The sequence below is a fragment of the Streptosporangium minutum genome (assembly GCF_002149035.1).
GTDB classification, from domain to species: domain Bacteria; phylum Actinomycetota; class Actinomycetes; order Streptosporangiales; family Streptosporangiaceae; genus Streptosporangium; species Streptosporangium minutum.
The window spans coordinates 1-20,717 of the sequence record NZ_NGFP01000093.1 but is presented as its reverse complement, the minus strand read 5'-3'; the positions used below and the strand labels follow the sequence as shown (position 1 = coordinate 20,717).

25 protein-coding genes are annotated in these 20,717 nt (G+C 70.8%); 13 read left to right on the top strand and 12 right to left on the bottom strand.

Annotated elements, in window-relative coordinates; all coding sequences use genetic code 11:
* Positions 1-106: 106 nt before the first annotated feature.
* Positions 107-763 (top strand): TetR/AcrR family transcriptional regulator, encoded by a 657-nt coding sequence (locus tag CA984_RS20700; RefSeq protein ID WP_086574850.1) that lies wholly within the window; start codon positions 107-109, stop codon positions 761-763.
* A 6-nt stretch (positions 764-769) separates the two neighbouring features.
* On the top strand, positions 770-1,057 hold the full coding sequence (locus tag CA984_RS49290; RefSeq protein ID WP_423229322.1) for an MmyB family transcriptional regulator: 288 nt from the start codon (positions 770-772) through the stop codon (positions 1,055-1,057).
* Here CA984_RS49290 and CA984_RS20690 read toward each other — a convergent pair.
* Entirely contained in the window at positions 1,032-1,556 is a 525-nt protein-coding gene (locus CA984_RS20690) for a GNAT family N-acetyltransferase (protein ID WP_086574848.1), read from the bottom strand. The genes CA984_RS49290 and CA984_RS20690 overlap by 26 nt on opposite strands.
* A 35-nt stretch (positions 1,557-1,591) precedes the next feature.
* On the opposite strand from CA984_RS20690, the gene CA984_RS20685 reads away from it, so the two are divergent.
* Positions 1,592-2,170 carry a helix-turn-helix domain-containing protein gene (locus CA984_RS20685; protein ID WP_086574846.1) on the top strand — a complete coding sequence of 193 codons (579 nt, stop codon included), beginning with the start codon at positions 1,592-1,594 and terminating at the stop codon, positions 2,168-2,170.
* 298 nt (positions 2,171-2,468) lie between these two features.
* Here CA984_RS20685 and CA984_RS20680 read toward each other — a convergent pair whose 3' ends face one another.
* Together CA984_RS20680 and CA984_RS20675 are read right to left on the bottom strand one after the other, a co-directional pair.
* Positions 2,469-3,296 carry an SDR family oxidoreductase gene (locus CA984_RS20680; protein WP_086574845.1) on the bottom strand — a complete coding sequence of 276 codons (828 nt, stop codon included), beginning with the start codon at positions 3,294-3,296 and terminating at the stop codon, positions 2,469-2,471.
* A gap of 8 nt (positions 3,297-3,304) precedes the next feature.
* Positions 3,305-3,910 (bottom strand): TetR/AcrR family transcriptional regulator, encoded by a 606-nt coding sequence (locus CA984_RS20675; RefSeq protein WP_086574843.1) that lies wholly within the window; start codon positions 3,908-3,910, stop codon positions 3,305-3,307.
* A gap of 60 nt (positions 3,911-3,970) precedes the next feature.
* Here CA984_RS20675 and CA984_RS20670 point away from each other — a divergent pair, with 60 nt between their 5' ends.
* On the top strand, positions 3,971-5,125 hold the full coding sequence (locus CA984_RS20670) for an NADH:flavin oxidoreductase (protein WP_086574842.1): 1,155 nt from the start codon (positions 3,971-3,973) through the stop codon (positions 5,123-5,125).
* Positions 5,126-5,174: 49 nt separating this feature from the next.
* Here the strand turns inward: CA984_RS20670 and CA984_RS20665 are convergent, their stop codons facing one another.
* A complete protein-coding gene (locus tag CA984_RS20665) occupies positions 5,175-6,173 on the bottom strand; it encodes a helix-turn-helix transcriptional regulator (protein ID WP_086574840.1) in 999 nt (332 codons plus the stop codon).
* A 62-nt stretch (positions 6,174-6,235) separates the two neighbouring features.
* Here CA984_RS20665 and CA984_RS20660 point away from each other — a divergent pair, with 62 nt between their 5' ends.
* A complete protein-coding gene (locus CA984_RS20660) occupies positions 6,236-6,823 on the top strand; it encodes a DinB family protein (RefSeq protein ID WP_086574838.1) in 588 nt (195 codons plus the stop codon).
* Positions 6,820-7,281 (top strand): VOC family protein, encoded by a 462-nt coding sequence (locus tag CA984_RS20655; RefSeq protein WP_086574836.1) that lies wholly within the window; start codon positions 6,820-6,822, stop codon positions 7,279-7,281. The genes CA984_RS20660 and CA984_RS20655 overlap by 4 nt, the downstream gene beginning before the upstream one ends.
* 191 nt (positions 7,282-7,472) lie before the next feature.
* Here CA984_RS20655 and CA984_RS20650 read toward each other — a convergent pair whose 3' ends face one another.
* On the bottom strand, positions 7,473-8,090 hold the full coding sequence (locus tag CA984_RS20650) for a DinB family protein (protein WP_242676071.1): 618 nt from the start codon (positions 8,088-8,090) through the stop codon (positions 7,473-7,475).
* Positions 8,091-8,151: 61 nt separating this feature from the next.
* On the opposite strand from CA984_RS20650, the gene CA984_RS20645 reads away from it, so the two are divergent.
* The gene (locus CA984_RS20645) at positions 8,152-9,171 is read left to right on the top strand and encodes a helix-turn-helix transcriptional regulator (protein ID WP_086574832.1); all 1,020 of its coding nucleotides are present in this window, start codon (positions 8,152-8,154) and stop codon (positions 9,169-9,171) included.
* Positions 9,172-9,371: 200 nt separating this feature from the next.
* Here CA984_RS20645 and CA984_RS20640 read toward each other — a convergent pair whose 3' ends face one another.
* A complete protein-coding gene (locus CA984_RS20640; RefSeq protein ID WP_086574831.1) occupies positions 9,372-9,779 on the bottom strand; it encodes a RidA family protein in 408 nt (135 codons plus the stop codon).
* A 142-nt stretch (positions 9,780-9,921) separates the two neighbouring features.
* On the opposite strand from CA984_RS20640, the gene CA984_RS20635 reads away from it, so the two are divergent.
* Complete coding sequence (locus CA984_RS20635; RefSeq protein ID WP_086574829.1) at positions 9,922-10,302, top strand: winged helix-turn-helix transcriptional regulator; 381 nt, start codon at positions 9,922-9,924, stop codon at positions 10,300-10,302.
* A gap of 267 nt (positions 10,303-10,569) precedes the next feature.
* On the opposite strand, the gene CA984_RS20630 is transcribed toward CA984_RS20635, so the two are convergent.
* Positions 10,570-11,847: an alpha/beta hydrolase family protein gene (locus CA984_RS20630; protein ID WP_086574827.1), complete on the bottom strand. Its 1,278-nt coding sequence runs from the start codon at positions 11,845-11,847 to the stop codon at positions 10,570-10,572.
* Positions 11,848-11,906: 59 nt separating this feature from the next.
* On the opposite strand from CA984_RS20630, the gene CA984_RS20625 reads away from it, so the two are divergent.
* Positions 11,907-12,458, top strand: a complete 552-nt coding sequence (locus tag CA984_RS20625; RefSeq protein WP_086574825.1) for a helix-turn-helix domain-containing protein — start codon at positions 11,907-11,909, stop codon at positions 12,456-12,458.
* 314 nt (positions 12,459-12,772) lie between these two features.
* Here the strand turns inward: CA984_RS20625 and CA984_RS48740 are convergent, their stop codons facing one another.
* On the bottom strand, positions 12,773-13,285 hold the full coding sequence (locus CA984_RS48740) for a calcium-binding protein (RefSeq protein WP_278249044.1): 513 nt from the start codon (positions 13,283-13,285) through the stop codon (positions 12,773-12,775).
* A 267-nt stretch (positions 13,286-13,552) separates the two neighbouring features.
* Positions 13,553-14,554, bottom strand: a complete 1,002-nt coding sequence (locus tag CA984_RS20615; protein WP_086574824.1) for a zinc-dependent alcohol dehydrogenase family protein — start codon at positions 14,552-14,554, stop codon at positions 13,553-13,555.
* 92 nt (positions 14,555-14,646) lie between these two features.
* Between CA984_RS20615 and CA984_RS20610 the strand changes: the two genes are divergently transcribed.
* Entirely contained in the window at positions 14,647-14,964 is a 318-nt protein-coding gene (locus CA984_RS20610) for an ArsR/SmtB family transcription factor (protein WP_086574822.1), read from the top strand.
* Between the two features lie 346 nt (positions 14,965-15,310).
* A complete protein-coding gene (locus CA984_RS20605) occupies positions 15,311-16,513 on the top strand; it encodes an FAD-dependent monooxygenase (protein WP_086574820.1) in 1,203 nt (400 codons plus the stop codon).
* A 54-nt stretch (positions 16,514-16,567) separates the two neighbouring features.
* On the opposite strand, the gene CA984_RS20600 is transcribed toward CA984_RS20605, so the two are convergent.
* Together CA984_RS20600 and CA984_RS20595 are read right to left on the bottom strand one after the other, a co-directional pair.
* The gene (locus tag CA984_RS20600) at positions 16,568-17,308 is read right to left on the bottom strand and encodes a class I SAM-dependent methyltransferase (protein ID WP_086574865.1); all 741 of its coding nucleotides are present in this window, start codon (positions 17,306-17,308) and stop codon (positions 16,568-16,570) included.
* 225 nt (positions 17,309-17,533) lie between these two features.
* Positions 17,534-18,130: a TetR/AcrR family transcriptional regulator gene (locus CA984_RS20595; protein WP_086574818.1), complete on the bottom strand. Its 597-nt coding sequence runs from the start codon at positions 18,128-18,130 to the stop codon at positions 17,534-17,536.
* A gap of 83 nt (positions 18,131-18,213) precedes the next feature.
* Between CA984_RS20595 and CA984_RS20590 the strand changes: the two genes are divergently transcribed.
* Positions 18,214-18,615, top strand: a complete 402-nt coding sequence (locus tag CA984_RS20590) for a nuclear transport factor 2 family protein (protein ID WP_086574816.1) — start codon at positions 18,214-18,216, stop codon at positions 18,613-18,615.
* A gap of 93 nt (positions 18,616-18,708) precedes the next feature.
* Here CA984_RS20590 and CA984_RS20585 read toward each other — a convergent pair whose 3' ends face one another.
* Positions 18,709-20,082 (bottom strand): MFS transporter, encoded by a 1,374-nt coding sequence (locus tag CA984_RS20585; protein WP_086574814.1) that lies wholly within the window; start codon positions 20,080-20,082, stop codon positions 18,709-18,711.
* A 133-nt stretch (positions 20,083-20,215) separates the two neighbouring features.
* On the opposite strand from CA984_RS20585, the gene CA984_RS20580 reads away from it, so the two are divergent.
* Positions 20,216-20,717 (top strand): LysR family transcriptional regulator (locus tag CA984_RS20580; RefSeq protein WP_133061723.1); only part of this gene is annotated, 502 nt, incomplete at its 3' end.

Below are 20,717 nucleotides of genomic sequence, written 5' to 3'. Positions count from 1 at the left end.
CCGCAGGAACGGTCGCCTAATAAGCCGCCGACCTGTCCTGTACGTTGTTCATGAACGTTGTACATGTACATTGCTTAGGAGATCCCGTGCCGCGTATAGTTGTCAAGTGGCTCCCGAGAAACTGACCCGCCAGGCCGTCATCGAGCGGGCGTTGAAGCTCGCCGACACTGACGGGCTTCAGGCGGTGACCATCCGCCGGCTCGCCGCCGAGCTCGGCGTCACGCCGACGGCGCTCTACTGGCATGTCAAGACCAAGGACGAGCTGCTCTCCGCGCTCGCCGACCACCTGCTCGCGGCGCTCGTCGCCGATGTGGACCCGAGCCGGCCCTGGAGCCGGCGCCTGCGCGTGATGATCACCGCGCTGGTGGAGCAGACCCGTGCGCACCCGTACCTGGCCACCCTGCTACCGATGATCGACAAGAGTGCGGCCGAGGAATACCGCCGGGCCACCGACACCGCGATCGGGCTGCTCACCGAGGCCGGGTTCACGCTCCAGGAAGCCGACCAGGTGGCCACCTACCTGCTCCTGGGGGCCACGGCGATGGTGTCCTGCCAGCCCGGCGGCGTGGGGAACGACGAAGAGGAGGCCGCCGAGCTCAGGCGGCAACACCGCCTCGACCTGGAACGCCTGCCTCCCGGCCGTTACCCCCACCTGGCCGCCTTCGCCGCCACCCTCTCCACTCCCCCTGACCTCGACGCCTACTACTCCTTCGGCATCGACCTCCTGCTGTCCGCGGTGAAGGCCACGGCCCCGAACGGATGAGGAGTCCTGCCGTCTCGGCGGGTCCGTCAGACCGTCACGCAGCTTCTGGAGACGCTCCGGCACCCGGAGGCCGGCACGATGACGCTCTCGCACGAAGGGCTGTCCCTGAACCGCGCACCAGGCCGGCGCCTCATCGTCCACATGGCGCCCGGCAGCCCGGACCACGACGCGATGACGCTCCTGGACCTCGCCACCTCCGATCCGTCCGGCGGTTCCGGCGAGACGGCGCCCGTCTCAGCCTCCCGGCGACAGGGCTGTCCGGACTCCGTCACACCATCAGGGGGCGCTGCATGAGCAGCGTGTCGATCCAGCGGCCGTGCTTGTAGCCGACATCGGTCAGCCGGCCCGCCTCGGTGAAGCCGAAGCGGTGGTGCAGGGCGGCCGAGGCGCCGTCGCCCGTGTCGGCGATGACGGCGATCATGCGGCGCATTCCGGCCCGGGTGGACTCGGCCACCAGGGTGCCGAGCAAGGCCTTGCCGAGCCCGCGTCCGAGGTGGCCGGGGGCGATGTAGATCGTGTCCTCGACGGTGTGCCGGTAGGCCGGTTTGGGGCGCCAGGGGCCGGCACAGGCGTAGCCGGCCACTTCGCCGGACAGGTCGGCGACGAGGAACGGCAGGCCGCGCCCGGTGAGCTCCTCCAACCGGCACCGCCAGTCGTCGAGGGTGCGGGGCGTCTCGTCGAAGGTGGCCACGCTGGTGGTGACGTAGTGGGCGTAGATCTCGGCCACGGCCTTCACGTCCTCGGGTGTCGCCGCACGGATGATGGGCTGGGGGCCGGCCACGGCGATCCTCATTTCTCTATAGTGAAACAAGATGAGATTATAGAGGAATGGTGGATCTGGCGGCATTGGGGCTGCGCGTGCAGGGGCTCAGGCGTCTGCGGGGTCTGACCCTTCAGCAGGTGGCGGCGGCGGCCGACGTCAGCGTGAGCATGCTGTCCTCCGTCGAGCGCGGCCAGAAGGCGCCGACCGTGGTCGTCCTCGGCCGCATCGCCGACGGTCTCGGCGTGTCCCTCGTCGAACTGGTCGCCGAGACGGAGGATCGCCGCGTCGTCGTGCGCCGCGCCGCCGATCAGGACACCGTCGACGAGCCCGGCGGATGGAGCCGATCGATACTCACCCCTGTGGTGCCGGGCGTGAACTTCGAATGGATCCGCACCACGCTGCCTCCGGGCTGCGACGCCGGCCGGTTTCCGGCCTACGCTCAGGGCTCGCACGAGTACGTGGTGATCGAGTCCGGCACGCTCCGGTTGACCGTCGCAGATCAGACCGTCGAACTGGGCGAAGGCGACTCGGCCTACTTCGCCGCCGACGCCGAACACGGTTACGTCAACCCCGGCCCCGTTCCCTGCGCGTACCATGTCGCCGCGCTCATCATGCGCCCGCGCGCCGCCCGGCCGCACCAGTGACAGGGATCTCAGGGGCACCGGATCTCCGGGCGCGGCCCGGAAACCGTAGAGGGCGCCGGAGCCGTCGCCGGCGCCCTCACTCAGGAGGGCCCCGCCCGCCGTCACCGCTGACGCCGGGAACGCGTGTCCGGCCAGGAGGCGTGACTCAACCGGCTGTGGCCGCGCTCCTCGCCGGCCGCCTTCCAGATCTGTCTCGCCGCCGTCCTGACAGGCCCGGCGAGCCGGTCGGAGTGGACTCCGCCGATCGGCCCGCACCCGGAGACCGCGGCCTCGGCCGGCGTAGCCGACCTGGGCCGGCCTATGGCGTCATCGCGGTCGGCTGCGCGTCGGGGCGCATGGCGGCGTCGGTGCCACCATCGACGTACAGGATCGCGCCGGTGGTGAAGCGGGCCTCGGGCCGCAGGAACTGCTGCACCCAGAACGCGATGTCCTCGGGGCGGCCGAAGACCCCCAGGGGCATCGGCGTCGGGAACCCGTCCGGGTCGTAGTCGGCGGCGTCGCCGGTGGCGCCGAGCATGAGCGGGGTGAGCACCGCGCCGGGCGCGATGCCGTTGAGCAGCACGCCCTGCCGCGCCCATGCGGGGGTGACGGCGGTGCGGCGGACCCATCGGGCGAGCGCGAACTTCGAGGAGGCGTAGGCGGAGATGCTGGGCACCATCGCGCGCACCTCTGCGGGCATCGCCTCGGCGGCGGCGCGGGCACGCTCACGGGCCGCCTGCTCCTTCCCCGCCAACGCCAGTTCCACCAGGTCATCGTCGATGATCGGGACGGTCGAGGCCGCGTTCGACCCGATCACGACGGCGCGTCCGGCCCCCGAGGCCGCCAGCGCGGGCCGCAACCGCTCCAGCAGGCGGACCGTACCGAAGTAGTTGATCGACATGACGGCGGCGGCGTCGGACATGTTCGGGCCGACCCCCGCGATGGCCGCGACGCCGTCCAGCGTCCCGCCGCACCGGGCCAGGATCTCCTCGGCCGCCCGCTCGCGCCCTTCGGCGGTGCCCAGGTCGGCGAGAATGTCGGCATCGCGCAGGTCCACGCCGATGACCGTGTGCCCGGCGGCGCTGAGGGCCGCGGCGCTGGCCGCGCCCATGCCCGAGGCYGAACCGGTGACGGCGAACGTTGCCATGTTTCTCCTTAGGGGTGGGGGGGTGCGGTCAGGCCCGCGGTGACGAAGGCGATGACGGTTGCGGTATCCGGCAGCGCCACGGCCGCGGCCGGGGCGTGGGCCACTGATCGCCCGTAGACCTCCAGCAGCAGCGTGAACGCCAGCCGCCACCGCTCGGCGACCTCCCGCACGGGGAGGTCGGGCAGTGCCCGGCCGAGCATGACCTCGAACGGCGCGGTGCCGAACCACGTCGAGACGTTGGCCAGCCGCCCGCTGCGCAGTGCCGAGCGGGCCAGCAGGTGGGACAGCATCCGCCCCTTCTCGGTGCGCGACAGTTCCTCGAACGGCTCCACGATGGCCGCCACCAGATCACGCACCTCGAACGGCTCACCCTCGCCCCGCGACCGGCGGGCGACGGCCTCCATCCGGTCGGCCCACAGCGGTGAGAGCTCCCGTTCCAGCAACGCCGAGATGAGCCCTTCGCGGGAGCCGAAGTGGTAATGCACGGCTCCCGGGTTGAGCCCGGCCTCGGCGTTGATCGCGCGTACCGACACCTGCTCGAAGCCCTTGCCCAGGAACAGGCGCTCGGCGGCGGCCAGCAGCCGGGACTCAGTCGAGGGAACATCCTCCATCATGTTTCAATCATATTCCAATCAGTGATTGACTGATGCCCTATCCCGACCAGGAGAACCGACATGGACGTGTTCGACCAAGCCAAACTCGGCCCGCTCACCCTGCGCAACCGCATCATCAAGGCAGCCACTTTCGAAGGCATGACCAAAGGCGCCCTCGCCGGCGACGACCTCGTCTCCTTCCACCGCGCGCACGCCGCCGGCGGCGTCGCCATGACCACCGTCGCCTACTGCGCCGTCGCCCCCGAGGGCCGCACCGAGCGTGACCAGATCTACATGCGCCCCGACGCGCTGCCCGGCCTGCGCCGCCTCACCGAGGCCGTACACGCCGAAGGCGCCGCCGCCTCCGCCCAGATCGGCCACGCCGGCCCCGTCGCCAACAGCAAGTCCAACCGCGTGCCCGCCCTGGCCCCGTCGGCCTCGTTCAACCCGCAGGCGATGGCGATGACCCGGCGCGCCACCGTCGCCGACATCGAGCGCGTCACCGCCGCTCACGCCACCGCCGCCGAGCTGGCCATCGAGGCGGGCTTCGACGCCGTCGAGATCCACCTCGGCCACAACTACTTCGCCAGCTCGTTCCTCAGCCCGAAGCTCAACAAGCGCAGGGACGGCTACGGCGGCTCACTCGCCAACCGCGCCAAGGTCGCCCTCGGCGCCGCCCGCGCCGTCCGCGACGCGGTCGGCGACCGCATCGCCATCCTGGCCAAGCTCAACATGGACGACGGCGTGCCCGGCGGCTTCTGGCTGGACGAGAGCCTGCAGGTCGCCCAGTGGCTCGAACGCGACGGCAGCGTGGACGCCCTGGAGCTGACCGCCGGCAGCTCCCTGCTCAACCCCATGTACCTCTTCCGCGGCGGCGCTCCGATCCGCGAGTTCGCCGCCACCTTCAAGCAGCCCATGCGCCTGGGCGTCAAGCTCGTCGGCGACCGCTTCATCCGCGCCTACCCCTACCAGGAGGCCTACCTGCTCGACAGCGCCCGCCAGTTCCGCGCCACTCTGAAGATGCCCCTGATCCTGCTGGGCGGCATCAGCCAGCGCGCCACCATGGACCTGGCCATGGCCGAGGGTTTCGAGTTCGTCGCCATGGCCCGCGCCCTGCTCCGTGAACCCGACCTGCTCAACCGCCTGCGGCGCGAGCCCGCCACCCGGTCTCTGTGCATCCACTGCAACAAGTGCATGCCGACGATCTTCACCGGCACCCGCTGCGTCCTGGCCTGACCGTCCCACCGCACCACGGTCCGGCCTCTCCACCGGCGCCGAGTTCCTGTCATGACTCCTCCGTGTCCGGCGCCGGTGAGATCGCCGCACCGGCCGACAGCAGCCTCTGCGCCAGCGCGCGACAGCGCCTCCCGAGCTCCGGAGGGTCGACCACCTCGAAGTCGTGCCCCAGCAGGAGCACGTGCATGAGCACGAAGTCAAGGCTCCCGGCGCCACTGAGCACCTCGCAGAGCTCGCCGCCCCGCCGCCGTACGACGGCCGCCGACGCCGGAATCTGCGCGCGCACCGTCTCGGCCGGCGCGTGCACGAGGAAGCGCGCCTGGTGCGGGTAGACCCGGCTGGCCACCCCCTCCTGCACGTACGTCGCCGCGTCGGGTGCGGTACGTGGGCGGAAGCGCCAGGTGCGTGCGGACACATCGGTCATCCGGTCGACGCGGAAGTTGCGCCAGTCGTCGCGCTCGAGGTCGTAGGCGAGGAGGTACCAGCGGCGGTCGGAGGCGACCAGGCGGTAGGGCTCGGCCCGCCGCCGTCGCACCTCGCTGCCGGACGGGTAGCCGAAGTCGGCCTCGACCTCGTCGCGGCAGGCTCTGGCCAGCGTCAWGAGCACTTCGGGGTCGACCGGTGTGCGGCCGCCGCCGAAGGACTCCACCGAGCCGGCGAGCGCGCGTACCTCGTGCCGTAGCCGGGTGGGCAGTATTTGGTCGAGTTTGGTCAGTGCCCGGAGTGCGGCGTCGCCGGCGCCGGTGACCGCGCCGCCCGCGCCGGCGAGCAGGGAGACCGCGGTGGCGATCGCCTCCTCGTCGTCGAGGAGCAGCGGCGGCATGTCCTGCCCCGGGCCGAGCCGGTAGCCGCCGCCCACGCCCTGGCTGGCATGGACGGGATAGCCGAGCGCGCGCAGCCGCTCGACGTCACGCCGTACGGTGCGCGGGGTGACGCCGAGCCGGTCGGCGAGCTCGGGGCCGGTCCAGGCCTGGCGCTGCTGCAGCAGCCCGAGCAGGGTGAGCACCCGCTCCGTCGTGCCCCGCTCCTCACCGCTTGCCACGTCCATGTCCCCCACCCTGCCAGAGATAGCGGACCGATCCTGTCCGCCAGGGGTGCCAGAGTGGCTCCATGGACGCAGACGAACTCAACTGGAACCGGACGTTGCGCGAGCAATGGGAGTTCCACTGGAACCACCAGCTCCGGCCCCGGCTCAACGGCCTCACCGACGACGAGTTCTTCTGGTCGCCGGTGCCGGACGCCTGGAGCGTACGGCCGCGCGGCAGCTCGACGGCGCCCATGCAGTTCGGCGCCGGGGACTTCGCGATAGATTACGCCTTCCCCCAGCCGGTCCCCGCGGCCTTCACCACGATCGCCTGGCGGCTCGGTCACGTCATCGTCGGCGTGCTCGCCGCACGCAACGCGGCGCACTTCGGCGCGCCGGCGGCGTCGTACGAGACATGGGAGTACGCCGGCAGCGCGGCCACCGCGCTCGACCAGCTCGAGGCCCAGCTCGGCGTCTGGCTGGCCGGGGTGCGCGGCCTCGGCGAGGCCGGGCTCCGGGTCCCGGTCGGCGAGAAGGAGCCCTTCCCCGAGGCGCCCATGGCCGATCTGGTGCTGCACATCCACCGCGAGCTGATCCACCACCTGTCCGAGGTCTGCCTGCTGCGCGACCTCTACCTGCACACGAAACCCGCCACGGACGGAGCAACCCGATGAGCCGCCACCTCCAGATCACCTTCGACGCCCACGACCCGCGGGCGCTGTCGTCCTTCTGGCGCGACGTACTGGGCTACGTCCACCCCGGTCCGCCCGGAGTCGACCTGCCCGAGGGCGCCGACCCGCTGGCCGCGTGGGACGACTTCCTCGCGCGGGCCGGCGTACCGCAGGAGCAGCGCAACACGAGCTCGGCCATCGAGGACCCGGACGGGCACGGCCCACGGCTGTTCTTCCAGCAGGTGCCCGAGGAAAAGGTCGCCAAGAACCGCGTCCACCTCGACGTCCGAGCGGCTCCCGGACTGCGGGGAGAGGAGCGGATGGCGGCGATGGAGGTCGAGTGCGACCGGCTCGTCGCGCTGGGAGCGACGCGGGTACGTCGCCACGAGCCCGCTCCCCCGATGAGCGCCGGCTTCATCGTGATGGCAGATCCCGAGGGCAACGAGTTCTGCCTGGACTGACGCGGCTCGGCGTCCACCGCGTCGAACCCCGGCTGAATCCCGGACCTCCGTACTGCTGATCGGTGGCAGCCGGCCGCCTGGCCCGGCGGAACCGCGGGACCGGGCCGGGCCGGGCGAACGCCGTCCGGCCCGGGTTCCACCGGGTGACACCGGTCAGGACGACGCCCGATCCGGCGGTGGCCCCTCACCGCTCAGGTCGACTTCTGGCCGTCGAGCGTCTCGCGCAGGATGTCGGCGTGCCCGGCGTGCTGGGCGGTCTCGGCGATGACGTGCATCAGCACCCGGCGCACGCTGCGTACCGCTCCGGGGTCGTTCCAGGGCGCCTCCGGCAGCGGGTGCGTCGCCGACAGGTCGGGCACGGAGGCGATGACCTCCTCGCTGCGGGCGGCGACCCGCTCGTAACGCGCGAGGATCCCGGCCAGCGTCTCACCGGGCGGCATCCGGAAGTCGTTCTGGTGGTCGATCGCCCACTGCGGGAACTCGCGTGCGGTACCGGCCGCGAGGTCGGCCCAGGTGACACCGTCGGGCAGGTCGTAGCGCATCGCCGACGGGCCCTCGACCACGAAGCGCATCCATTCCTCCTCGACGGACGCGACATGCTTGATCAGCCCGCCCAGGCACAGCGCGCTGACCGTCGGATGCTCGCCGGCCTGCTCGTCGCTGAGCCCGCGCACGGTGTTGGTGAGGGCGGATCGCGCGGTCGCGAGCTCGGCGAGCAGGTCGGCCCGCTCGGCGTCGAGAGTCGAGGGTGGCGTGGTCGTGGCGGTCACGGCGGTTGAGCCCTTCCGGTTGTTCTCGTTGTCTGGCACGGGACAACAGTCGCAGGAGAAGCGGTCAGGGTGTGGCCGCTTCTTGGGACAATATGAAGTCATGCCGAAGACCTCAGCGCGACTGCTCTCACTGCTCTCGCTGCTCCAGGCGCGCCGGGACTGGCCCGGCGCGTTACTGGCCGAGCGGCTGGACATCAGCCCGCGCACCGTACGCCGCGATGTCGACCGCCTGCGCGAGCTCGGCTACCCCATCGTGGCCGTCAAAGGCCCGGACGGCGGGTACCGGCTCGACGCCGGCACGCAACTGCCCCCGTTGCTGTTCGACGACGAGCAGGCCGTCGCCCTCGCCGTCGCACTCCAGACCGCCGCCACCAGCGGCGCCGGCATCGGGGAAGCCGCCGCACGCGCGCTGAACACCGTCCGGCAGGTCATGCCCGTACGGCTGCGCCACCGGATCGACACCCTCCGGGTCACCGTCGTCGAGCGGCCCGCGAGCCGGCCGGACCCGCAGGTCGACAGCAGCGTGCTCATGACGCTCAGCGCCGCCGTCCACGCCCGCGAAGCGCTGCGCTTCGACTACGCCCCCGCGTCCCCGCCGGGAGCCACCGGCGACGACCGCGCCGAATCCCCTCCGCGCCGGGTGCAGCCCCACCACCTCGTCACCTGGGGCGGGCGGTGGTACCTCGTCGCCTGGGACCTCGACCGCGAGGACTGGCGCACCTTCCGTGCCGATCGGATCACCCCGCGCACCCCCACGGGACCCCGATTCACCCCGCGCGAGCTGCCCGGAGGCGAGGTGGCCGCCTTCGTGGCCGCCAGGTTCCGGGGCTCCGACGGCTCGGGCGGCTGGCCCTGCCGCGGCGAGGTGATCCTCGCCCTGCCCGCCGCCGTCGTGTCCCGCTACATCCGCGACGGAGTCGTCGAGGCGCTCGGTCCGAACCGCTGCCGGCTCGTCCTGGGCTCGTGGTCGTGGCCCGGTCTGGCCGCCGCCGTCGGCGGGTTCGACGCCGACATCGAGGTCGTCGGCCCGGCCGAGCTCAGGGACGCCTTCGCGCGCCTGGCCCGCCGCTACGCCAACGCCGCGGCCGACGCGCCCACCACGCCGCCCCCGATCCGATGAGCCGGGCGCACGTCGGCCACGGTTCGGGGCGGAGGGGCAGCGCGAAGATCCGAGGCGGTGCGGCCGGAGGGCGCCGGCCTTTCCTCTTTTCCCGGGTGATGGCGAGTTCCCCGGGTGACGGCGAGTTCCCCGGGTGACGGCGGGGCGGGAGGCGATCTCGCGGGCTCGCGCGTGCGCCCTGAGCGGGATCGCCGGATCGTTCAGTCGATGATCGCGGTGGCTTCGACCTCGACCAGATGGTCGGGTATGTCCAGTGCCGCGACACCCAGCAGCGTGGCCGGCGGTACCGGGGTGACCCCCAGTTTCGCGGCCGCCCGGGTGAGCCCCTCCAGGAGCAGGGGCATCTTGTCGGGGGTCCAGTCGACGACGTAGACGGTCAGTTTCGCCACGTCGTCGAAGGAAGCGCCGACCCCGGCCAGGGCGGTGCCGATGTTGAGGTAGCACTGCTCGACCTGAGCGGCGAGATCCCCCGCGCCGACCGTGACCCCCTCGGCATCCCCGGCGACCTGCCCGGCGATGAAGACCAGCTTCGACCCGGTCGCGATCGACACCTGCCGGTAGACATCGACTTCCGGCAATCCGCTGGGGTTCACCAGGGTGATGGCCATGCTGTCTGCCTCCTTGCCATGAGAGCCCGCGGGCTCACTTCCACCGGACCAGGAGGTTCCTGATCTCTTGTGGTTACTCAGGAACTATAGGAGAGTGTCTCCTGACATGGAAGAACGCACTTTTCAGTGACTGAGGAACCTTATGGTGACCAAGCAGTTCAAGGGCTCGCTCGAAAACGCGGACCTGACGCGGGCGGACTCCCTGGCGCGGGAGATCTTCGCGGACGTCGCCAACAAGTGGGCGTTCCTGATCATCGAGTTTCTGGGGGAACGCACCCTGCGCTTCAGCGAGTTGCGCAACGAGATCGAGGGCATCAGCCACAAGATGCTCACCCAGAACCTGCGGATGCTGGAGCGTAACGGCCTGGTCGAGCGGAAGGCGTACCCCACCGTGCCGCCGCGGGTCGAGTACACCCTCACCGAGGCGGGCCGGGCCCTGCGAGGGATGGTCGATGGAATGTGCGGCTGGACCCACCAGTACATCGGTCACATCGAGGCCTCCCGCCGCCGCTTCGACGCCTGACGGGTGCGGCACCCGCACGCGCAGTCGGCGGCCGGTCCTCACCCGGGCGGATCGCCGGGCCGGTACGGGCGCGAAGCGCCGGTACCGGCCCGGGGCGCGGCCGAGCCGGCGTTTGAACGCCACACTGAGCGCGAAGGCGCCGGAGTGGCCGTCCTCGCCCGGCTCCTGGGACTCGACGCCGGCGCGCCCTCGCGCGAGGGCGCGGTGTGAAGCACGGCCCCGCTGTCGCCGGTGATCGCCGAGCGTCCCGGCCGGCGGGGCCGACGCTCACCGCACGGGCGGGAAGCCCGGCGTCAGCCACTCCACGATGTCGGCGACGACGGCCGGGTCCACGTGTTGCGGGGGCTCGTACTCCGCGGGCGTGGACGGGCCCGTTCCGGGAAAGAACAGATGGTTGTCGGCGTCGTAGACGCGGATCGTGACATCCGGCCGGTGAGCGAGGCCGGCCTTCCACCCTGACAGATCGTCCGCCACGGTCACCTGGTAGTCGCGGCCACCCTGGAGGATGAGCATCGGCTTGTCCAGCGCCGCCGCGGTCGCGACCGGGTCGTAGCCGCGCAGATCCAGCCAGTACGCCGCCGGCCAGCCGAACGGCAGCGCCTCGGCCGGTGTCGACGGTGACAGGCCGGGACCGGCGACCATCGCGGCCTGCCGCGTGAACGCCTCGACGGCGGCCTCCATCGCCGGGCCGGGATCCAGTGAGGCGAGGTACCGGACGACGCGGACGGCGGCCTGGTGCATCGGCTGCGTGTCGCCGGCCATGATCACCAAACCGGCGACGGACGCCTCGGCGGCCGCGACCCGCGGTGCGACCTTGCCTCCCATGCTGTGGCCCAGGACGAAGACGCGGGCGGGGTCCACGCCCGGCTGCCGCTGGAGCAGGTGAACGGCGGCGACCGCGTGCGGCACGTACTCGTCGGCCATCGTGAAGTCGGCCGCGTTCGCCACCCGGTCGCCGTGAGTGTGGGTCACCTTGTCGAACCGCAACACCGCGACACCACGGGCGGCCAACCCCCAGGCCAGGTCCTTGAGCGGTTTGTTGGCCCCGCTGGTGGCGTCGCGATCGAAGGGCCCTCCCCCGCTGAGCAACACGACGCCCGCCTGCGGGCCGGGCTCATGCGGCAGGCTCACCGTGCCGGTGACGGCGAGAGGGCCGTCGCCAACCGTGACGTCATGCTCGTCGAACCTCGTCGGGTCGGCGTACGGCGGCGGCGCCCAGGGCGCGGCGGCCGCGGCAAGCCGCAGATCGTTCAGCATGCCGTCGTGGTCGACCGCGACCACCACGGCGAATTCCGCGCGCTCGCAGGCCACCGGGACACTCACACGGACCAGCCCCGCCTGGACCGGCTCGCTCACCGGCTCCCCGATGGCGGCGACCTGTCCGCGCCGGCCGAGCACGGACGTCCAAGCGGCCCGCAGCGCCTCAGCGCCGACCAACGCCCGCAGCGGCGGCGCGAAGAGCCGTTCGATCTCGGTGAAGCGTCCCTCGCACGCCATCTCGACAACCGCGACGGCGGTCGCTGCCGGGTCGGTTCCCATCGTCATCCCCACCCCTACCTTTCTCATTATTTGAGAAAGGTAGCACGGTGTGAGATCGTAAGGGGGTGAACACGTTCGAGCTTCTGGGTCACCCGGTGCGGCTACGCGTTGTGCACGCGATGCGTGGCGGACGGACGCTGACGACGTCCCAGCTGTGCGCCCGCATACCGGATGTCTCGAAGGCCACCGTCTACCGGCACGTCGACCTGCTCACCGCCGGGGGAATCCTGGAGGTGGCCGACGAGCAGCGAGTGCGCGGCGCGGTGGAGCGCCGATACCGGCTGCGTCAGGACCGGGCGGCGATCGACGCCGACACGTTGGAATCGCTGTCGCTCGACGACCACCGGCGCGCGTTCGCCACCGCGACGGCCACCCTGCTCGCCGAGTTCAGCGCCTACCTCGACCGCGACCGCGCCGACCCGGTGGCGGACCTCGTCGGCTACCGGCAGCATGCCGTCTGGCTCAGCCGGGACGAGCTCCTTGCGATGATCGGCGAACTGCGCAGCGCGATCGCCCCCCGGCTGGCCAACCACCCCGCACCCGGCCGCGCGCGATACCTGCTCAGCCCGATCCTGTTCCCGACGGAGGAACCATCAGCCGGCCCCGAGGCCGGCTGAGTCGCCACCCCACGCTCACACCGCCGGCCTGATCATCCGCGCCGAGAGCGGATATCGACGCGCGCTCATCGGGAACTCCCCGGGCCTCGGCCCTGGGGAGGTTGTCGACGGGACGGCGAATGAGCGAAGTCCTCATGATGGACTTCGCTCCGTTTCTTCCACCGCCGCCGGCCCGTCAGCCGGCCGGCGCCGAGCACGAGACGCTCGGCGCCGGTGTCGGCGACCTCCTCGGTCACGGTCGGTGCAGGCAGGCGCGCGTCATCGTCCACGGACTCGACTCCGGCCCGCGGGCGCCGCTCGTGCCCCGCGCCGCCCTACGCCTCGCAGTTGGGCTCGGACTCGCCGGCACAGGTGTCGAAGTCGGGTCCGCCGTCGGTGATGTCGTTGCCCCCGTTGCCGAACAGGAAGTCGTTGCCGCTACCGCCGACGAGGATGTCACGGCCCGAACCGCCGGAAAGGCGATCGGAACCGGCCGACCCGAAGATCTCGGCGAACAGGGAGGTGGTGTTGCGCACGGTGTCGTTGCCGGCCCTGACGTTGACCGTGATGGTCGTGACGCCTGCGCAGGAGACCGTACCGGGCCCCTGCTGCACGCACCCCGCGCCCGCGGTCACCGAGTGCAGGCTGGAGGTCACGGTGACCTTGCCGTTGAAGGCGTTGATGTCGATGCTGTCGTCACCGACCGTCCCCACGACGGACATGTTCTGAAACGAGCCCACCGTGACGGTGGCCCCGGCCGCGTGAGCGGGGGCCGCCAGGACGGCGGTGGTGGCCAGGCCGGCCGCGGTCAGGGTAAGGGCGGTGATGTGGCGGCGCATACGCGACATGCCAGGGATCCTTTCTGGACGGTGAATCTCGGACGGTTCCCAGATAAGCGGCCACCCGGGGAACTGTCTGCGTAATTGTGCGCACACGAGACGTGACTTTCTCGCCGGCCTTCGTTTCACGGCCCCCACATGCCGGCGCACCGCGCCTCCCGGCGGACGAACCGGCCGTCCTCGACTCCCTCCACCGGCGCGGGGAGCATGAGCGGAAGGACGTAGGACCGCCGGCATCGGCGTACATCACCGGGATGATCCCGGCCCGAGCCGGTGTCAGTGGGCCACGGTGACCACGATCTTGCCGAACTGGGCGTTGGACTCCATGTGCTGGTGTGCCTGCACGATCTCCTCCAGCGGGAACAGGCGATCCACCACCGGGCGGAAGACCCCGGTACGCAGGCCTGAGGCGACGAACGCCTCGGCCCGGCGTAGCCGCCTGGGGTCCTTCGTGATCTCCAGCACCGTGTAGGTGCGCATGTTGAGGGCGGGCATGCCCAGGGCGAATCCCGGATACGGCGTCGGCTGCCCGCTCAGCCCCCCGTACAGGAGGAGCGTGCCGTCCGGCGCCACCGCCCGCGCCAGGTCGGTCACGCCCGGCCCGGCGACGGCGTCGAAGACATATTCGACCCCCTTGCCGCCGGTCAGGGCCAGCAGCCTGGCCGCCACGTCCTCCTCGTCGGATACGATCACTTCGGCCGCACCCTCCTTGAACAGCCGGTCCTTCTTGTCGCCGGTGCGGGTGACGGCGATCGGCGTGGCCCCCACCCGGTTGGCGGTGTGGATCGCCGCCAGGCCGACGCCGCTGGAGGCGGCGTTCAGCGCCACCACATCGCCCGCTCGTACTCCGCCCACCTCCACCAACGCGCCATACGCGGTGAGATAGGGCATCCACACCGCGGCGCCGGACACCGCGTCCATCCCGTCGGGACGGTGCAGGAGCGCGGCTGCGGGGACGACCGCCCGCTCGGCGTAGACGCCGTAGTCGTTCTGCGAGAAGAAGCCCGGCAGGACACTGACCGCCTGCCCCTCCTCGAATCCGGTCACCTCCGGGCCGACCACCTCGATCACACCGGCGGCCTCGGAGCCGAGCATGGCGGGCAGACGCCTGACCGGCTCGATGTACTGGTCGCTCCGGAACAACGCCTCGGCCCTGTTGATCCCGATCGCCTCCACCCGGATCCGCACCTCGCCCGGTCCCGGCTCACCCGTCTCCAGGTCATCCAGCCGCATCACCTCGGGCCCGCCGACCTCGTGGAACCGCACCGTCCTTGCCATGACACCGTCCTTCGCTCGCTGTGAACGCGATCCACCGTGCCGCATAAGTACGATCGCTGTCAAACTTCGATGAGTGTCGTACTATTGGACCCATGGGACGTACACCACCTCACCCGGAAGCGTCACAGTTCGACCTCCAGCGGATACTGGAGGCCCTCGTCGATCCGGTGCGCCGGAGCATCATCACGCAGCTCGACGCCTCCGACGAGGACATCAAGTGCGGCGCTTTCGACATACAGGTCAGCAAGTCCACCGCCACCCACCACTTCAAGGTGCTGCGCGAGGCGGGCCTGATCCGGCAGCACTACGTCGGGACCTCACGGATGAACACCCTGCGCCGCGCCGAGGTGGACGAGGTGTTCCCCGGCCTGCTCGACGCCCTCACCACGCACCGGGCCAAGGAGCGCTGACTCCCGCCTCCGCGCACAGGAGGGTTCCGCCGACGACCATCGTGGCGGCCTGCGGCCCGGTGATCGGCGCAGGCAGCCAGGACGCGGGTCGAGCCGTCGCTCCACAGCGGACCGGGGGGGCGCATACGCCGGATCTTCGGTGATCAGCACCCCATCCGCGGCGGCGAGCTCGCCGCACGCGCCCCGGACGCGCCGATCCGTTCGATCCCTCCCCCGATGTCGGAGGCGTTCCGATAATTGACCATCTCGTGACCGGCGGCTCAGCGGGATGGGGTCCCCTCGCCGTACACCTCATCTGCTACTCTATGCTACGAATTGATTACCTTGCGTCACAACGGGAGTTCATGTGAAGGTCGCCTGCGTCGGTGGCGGACCCGCCAGCCTGTACTTCTCGATCCTGATGAAGCGGGTGGACCCGTCCCATGACATCACCGTCTACGAGCGGAACCCGGCCGGGTGGACCTACGGCTGGGGCGTGACCTATGTGGACGAACTGCTCAACAATCTCCACAACGCCGACCCCGAGTCGGCACGCGCCATCAACGAGAACTCGTTCCGCTGGGACAGCTGGGTCGTGCACGTCCACGACCGCATGACCGTGACGGAGGAGCACGGAGACGAGGGCTTCGGCATCGGCCGACGCCAGCTGCTCGGCATCCTCGCCGAGCGGGCCGGCTCCCTCGGTGTGCGCATCGAGTTCGAGCGCGAGATCGCCGGTGAGGACGAGCTGGCCGACGCCGACCTCGTCGTCGCCGGCGACGGCGTCAACAGCGTGCTGCGCGAACGTCACACCGACCACTTCGGCACCGAGGTCACGGTCGGACGGAACGCCTACATCTGGCTCGGCACCACCAAGGTGTTCGACGCCTTCACCTTCGCCTTCGTGGACACCCCGCACGGCTGGATCTGGTGTTACGGCTACGGATACAGCAAGGAGCACAGCACCTGCGTCATCGAGTGCTCCCCCGAGACCTGGCAGGGACTCGGGTTCCACCAGGCGAACGAGGCCGACAGCCTGGCCCTGCTGGAGAAGCTCTTCGCCGACATGCTGGACGGGCACCCGCTGATCGGCCGGGCGCACGCTGACGGCCGCGCGCACTGGCTGAACTTCCGCACCCTGACCAACCGGACGTGGTACCGCGGCAACCTCGTCCTGCTCGGGGACGCCGCGCACACCACGCACTACTCCATCGGCGCGGGCACCGACCTCGCACTGGGAGACGCCGCCTTCCTGGCCAGCGCGCTGCACGAGGACACCCACCTCCAGCCCGCCCTCGCCCGCTACGAACGGGAACGCAAATCCTCGATCGTGGCCACCCAGAGAGCGGCCCGCTACAGCGCCCAGTGGTACGAGAACCTCCCGCGCTACATCGGCCTTCCACCTGCGCAGATGTTCACGCTGCTCGGCCGGCGGCACTCCCCCCTGCTCCCGCACATCCCGCCGCGGCTGTACTACCGGATCAGCCAGGTGGCCGGGCAGTTCGAGTCGCTACGCAGCCGGCTGGGCTCGAAGGCCGCACGAGACACACACGGCGGGGCACCCGGATGAGATGCGCGCGGTGCCCGGCGCCCAGCCGAGCACCCGCCACAGGCTGATCCTCACTCACCCGATTCGTTTCCGTGCGATGACCAGGAACTCTCCGTCGCCCTCCCCCACGGCTTGCCTGTCCCAGCCTCCATAGATCCATTCCACGCTGAATCCCGCCGCCCGCAGGGACGCACGCAACTCCTCCTCAGTCCGGAAACGCAAGGTGGCGGTACTGACAAGCTCTTCATCGGGGAAGACATAGTGATGGATGAAGCTGACAACACCACTCTGGACAGCGGTCACCCGGGTCCAACTGTCGACCTCAAGGCCGTCCGGCAGACGCACCCTGCGCCTGGAGTCGATCGGGTTCCACCGCTCCCATCCGCGATCTCGGGGGTCCCGCGAATCGAACACCAACCGGCCACCGGGAACGAGTGAACGTTCGACCGCGGCGAGGGCACGGCTCCACTCGTCGTCGTCGACGAAGAACTGCGCCACATGACTGGTCATGACCACCACATCGAACGACCGCTCCGGAAGCGTCTCAGCCGCACCCTCGATCCAGGTCACCTGCTCGGCACCCGGCTTGACGCGAGCGGCTTGGAGTGATGCCCGGGCAGGATCGACGCCGGTGACCGTGTGGCCGGCCGCTGCCATACCCAGCGCCAGACGACCGGTGCCACAACCCAGGTCGAGCACCCGGGCCTTGGGGGTTTCGCCGACCACGGAGAGGAAGAAGTCGTCGTCGCGCGACCAAGGGCACTCGGCGTCATAGACCGCCACCAGCCGGGGATCGTTGAACTCGGCGTGTCTCATGGAAGAGAGGGTAACCACGCCGTTCGAAGTGACAACACGTCCAAAAAAGGACGGGAAACCCGCTGGAAGAGACGTTCCCGCCGTCCGCCGCCTCCTCCTTGGTCGTCCGCCCCATCACCCCGGAACCGCATGATGAGCTCCGCGAGCACCACGACCCCGGTGACAGCGGTCTCGACGGCCCCGCTCCTCTCCGGGCAGGACTGATCCCCACCGCGGAGCGGTGCGTCAGGTTCGCCGGTCCGCTTCCGGCCTCAAGCCGGCGAAGACGACGGCGAGCGTTCGAGCCCGCAGGTCGTCACTCCAGCCACCGTGCAGCGCACCATGACAGACGCTGACGAGCAGAGCCATCACCTCCGGTGAACGCACGTCCTGGGCGACCGTCCCGGCGGCCTGCGCTTGGCGCAGGAGGTCCTCGATGCCCCGCTCGAGATGCCGCACGGCGTCGGGAACGCTGACGGCGACACCCGCCTGGGCTAGCAGGTCCACGACCGTCTTCTCCGTAGCGGCCTGCTCGACCACGTGGGCGAAGAACGCGAAGAGCGCCGTGCCATGCTCGTCGTCCCGCGCGAACGCCTCACCCTCTTCGACGAGCCGGGCGAGCAGGCGTTTCATGATGGCAACCAGCAGATCGTTCTTCGTGGGGAAATGGCGGAACACGGTTCCGATCGCGACTCCGGCCCGACGGGCCACCTCTTCCGTGGAAGCGGACGGACCGAGCTCGGAGAACACCTGCTCAGCAGTGTCGAGGATGCGCGCCTGGTTGCGCCGCGCGTCAGCGCGCAGGGGTCTGCCGCCGTCTGCCCTGGTCGGGGTCATCGTCATCACTCTCTTTACAAGATGAGTCGTGACTCACTATTCTTCAGATAAGTCGAGTCTCAACTCATCTTACAGAGGAGTGCGCCGCGATGACACCGCGCGATGTCTTCGCTCTCATGAGAGAGCACTGGCTGGCCAACATCCCCCTCAGCGCCGACCTGCTCACCGACGACGTGGTGGTCGAGATGCCGTTCGCCGCGACCGGCCGGCCGAATCGCATCGAGGGCAGACAACGCTTCATGATGTTCGCCGAAGCCGGCCGGGCCGCGCTACCGGTCCATTTCGACGACTGCCGCAACATCGTGATCCACGAAACCACCGATCCAAACGTGATCATCGTTGAGTACGAGCTGGCTGGAACCGTCACCACGACAGGCGTTTCCGCTGCCGCCCCGTTCATCGGCGTTCTGAAGGTCCGCGACGGGCAGATCGCGCACTGGCGGGAGTACCAGAACACGTCGGCGATCGCGCAGGCACTGCGACAGCAGTAGCCGTCGAAGGCGGCGACGGTGCGGCGCAGTTCGACGGTCGCCGGATGGGCCCGGTCAGCTCACGGCATGGTCGCGCCGGCCCTGGTCGGGGCATCATCCGGTCGTCTCCTCACCGCGTGCGAGAGCGAACACGGACCAGGCCACGGTGCAGACCGCGGCCGACAGCAGCAGAGCCCATCCGGTGCCCGCGGCGACGGCGGCGCCCATGACGGCGACACCGAGGGTGGCGCCGACCTGGCGCACCGCGTTGAGCAGGCCGCCCACCGCACCGGCCGTCCCCGCCGGGGCGACGCCGACCATGGCCGCGACCAGAGCCGGCAGGGCGTAGGAGACACCGAAGCCGGTCATCAGGAGGCCCACCGCGAGCCACAGGTAGCTCCCGTCGGCGAAGACCGCGCCGGCCAGCACGGCGCCTCCAGCGGCCAGCAGCGCCAGGCCGGCCAGGATCGGACGGCGCGGCCCCACCCGCGCCACGATCTTGCCCGTGAACGGCGGATTGGCGGCGAAGGGAACGGTCAGCGGCAGGAACGCCAGCCCGGTCTGCAGCGGGTCCAGGTGCCGCTCCTGCTGCAACAGCAACGGCAGCACGAACAGTCCCCCGGTCAGTGCGAAGTTCACCGCCGCGGCGGCCAGCAGCCCGGCCCGTACCCGGCCTGACCGCAGCAGAGCCCGGTTCAGTACCGGTGCCTGGCTGCGGCGCTCCAGGCCCCGGAAGGCCAGCGCCGACGCCCCGAGCCCCACCGACGACCACGCGGCGTGGACCCATGCCTGCGAACCGGCAGCGATCAGCGTGTCCGTGGACAGGGCCAGCACCGCGGCGGCTGCCAACTGGGCGGGCCAGTCGATCCGGCGGTCACCGCGCGGACAGGCCACCGCCCGGCCCAGCGTCAGCGCCAGCACCACCAGGCCGATGGGCACGTTGACCAGGAAGACCGACCGCCATCCGGCCGCGCCCACCAGGGCGCCGCCCGCGATCGGACCGGCCGCGACGGCCGCACCGCTGATCGCGGCCCACGCCGAGACCGCCCGCGCCCGCGCCGCGGGCTCCGGGTAGAGCTGGGCGATCATCGCCATCGAGGCGGGCACGCACGCCGCCGCCGCGACTCCCGAGATCGCCCGAAGGAGGACCAGGGCCCACAGTCCCGGAGCGAGAGCACTGAGCGAGGACGCGAGCGTGAAGACCGCGATCCCGGCCCGGAAGAGCCGCTCGGCGCCGAAGCGGTCCGCCGCCGCCCCGGCTGACAGCAGCAGCGCGGCGAACGCCACGGTGTAGCCGGTGGTCGCCCACTGCAGCCCGGCCATCGAAGTGTCGAGCGAGGCCGCCAGGTCGGGCTCGGCGACCGACAGCACCGTCATGTCCAGCAGCACCATGAAGTAGCCCAGCGAAATGCCCGCCAGCGCGCGGGCACGCCCCCGCCCCGGACGGGGATCCGCCGGCACCGGCGCGGGTGAATTCAAAAGGGTCATGCCTGAGACAGCTCCCGAAGACGAAGGTGGGGATGACGCGACCCACTGTGCGGTCCGGCAGTCCTGCGGCTCCACCGCCTCGGCTGCACGGCTCGTTCGGAATTTCCGAACGCCCGGCGCCGTTCCTCTGCGCGTGGAGCTACGCCAGCTCAGGACTTTCGAGGCCGTCGTCCGGCACCGGACCGTGACCGACGCCGCCGTCGCGCTCGACCTCGCCCCCTCGTCCGTCTCCCAGCAGATCCGGACGCTCGAAGGAGCGCTCGGCGTGGCCCTGTTCCTGCGCGGCCCCAAGGGAATGGAGCCGACCCCCGCCGGGCAGCGGTTGCGGGGATGGGCGCGGTCGCTGCTCGACCAGGCCGATCAGGCCATCCGCGACGTCAGAGGCGAACGGCGGCTGCTGAGACTCGGCGCGCTGGAAACTCTCGCCGGCTCGCACGTGCCCCATGTCCTCGCCCGGTTCGCCGAACGCCGGCCCGACATCGAGGTCGAGATCCACTCCGAACGCGCCCGTGACGGACTTCTCGCCGACGTGATCGAGGGACGGCTCGAAGCCGCCCTGCTGCTGGACTCCGGCGACGACGTCGGCGGACTCGGCTTCCCCGCCCCCGCCGAGCCGCTCACCTTCATACCTTCAT

Excerpts from the sequence above, each read along its gene's own strand:
- CA984_RS20690 (WP_086574848.1), bottom strand. The coding sequence starts at position 1,556 with ATGAGGATCGCCGTGGCCGGCCCCCAGCCCATCATCCGTGCGGCGACA.
- CA984_RS20685 (WP_086574846.1), top strand. The coding sequence starts at position 1,592 with ATGGTGGATCTGGCGGCATTGGGGCTGCGCGTGCAGGGGCTCAGGCGT.
- CA984_RS20675 (WP_086574843.1), bottom strand. The coding sequence starts at position 3,910 with ATGATGGAGGATGTTCCCTCGACTGAGTCCCGGCTGCTGGCCGCCGCC.
- CA984_RS20670 (WP_086574842.1), top strand. The coding sequence starts at position 3,971 with ATGGACGTGTTCGACCAAGCCAAACTCGGCCCGCTCACCCTGCGCAAC.
- CA984_RS20660 (WP_086574838.1), top strand. The coding sequence starts at position 6,236 with ATGGACGCAGACGAACTCAACTGGAACCGGACGTTGCGCGAGCAATGG.
- CA984_RS20655 (WP_086574836.1), top strand. The coding sequence starts at position 6,820 with ATGAGCCGCCACCTCCAGATCACCTTCGACGCCCACGACCCGCGGGCG.
- CA984_RS20645 (WP_086574832.1), top strand. The coding sequence starts at position 8,152 with ATGCCGAAGACCTCAGCGCGACTGCTCTCACTGCTCTCGCTGCTCCAG.
- CA984_RS20640 (WP_086574831.1), bottom strand. The coding sequence starts at position 9,779 with ATGGCCATCACCCTGGTGAACCCCAGCGGATTGCCGGAAGTCGATGTC.
- CA984_RS20635 (WP_086574829.1), top strand. The coding sequence starts at position 9,922 with ATGGTGACCAAGCAGTTCAAGGGCTCGCTCGAAAACGCGGACCTGACG.
- CA984_RS20630 (WP_086574827.1), bottom strand. The coding sequence starts at position 11,847 with ATGACGATGGGAACCGACCCGGCAGCGACCGCCGTCGCGGTTGTCGAG.
- CA984_RS48740 (WP_278249044.1), bottom strand. The coding sequence starts at position 13,285 with ATGTCGCGTATGCGCCGCCACATCACCGCCCTTACCCTGACCGCGGCC.
- CA984_RS20615 (WP_086574824.1), bottom strand. The coding sequence starts at position 14,554 with ATGGCAAGGACGGTGCGGTTCCACGAGGTCGGCGGGCCCGAGGTGATG.
- CA984_RS20610 (WP_086574822.1), top strand. The coding sequence starts at position 14,647 with ATGGGACGTACACCACCTCACCCGGAAGCGTCACAGTTCGACCTCCAG.
- CA984_RS20600 (WP_086574865.1), bottom strand. The coding sequence starts at position 17,308 with ATGAGACACGCCGAGTTCAACGATCCCCGGCTGGTGGCGGTCTATGAC.
- CA984_RS20595 (WP_086574818.1), bottom strand. The coding sequence starts at position 18,130 with ATGACGATGACCCCGACCAGGGCAGACGGCGGCAGACCCCTGCGCGCT.
- CA984_RS20590 (WP_086574816.1), top strand. The coding sequence starts at position 18,214 with ATGACACCGCGCGATGTCTTCGCTCTCATGAGAGAGCACTGGCTGGCC.
- CA984_RS20585 (WP_086574814.1), bottom strand. The coding sequence starts at position 20,082 with ATGACCCTTTTGAATTCACCCGCGCCGGTGCCGGCGGATCCCCGTCCG.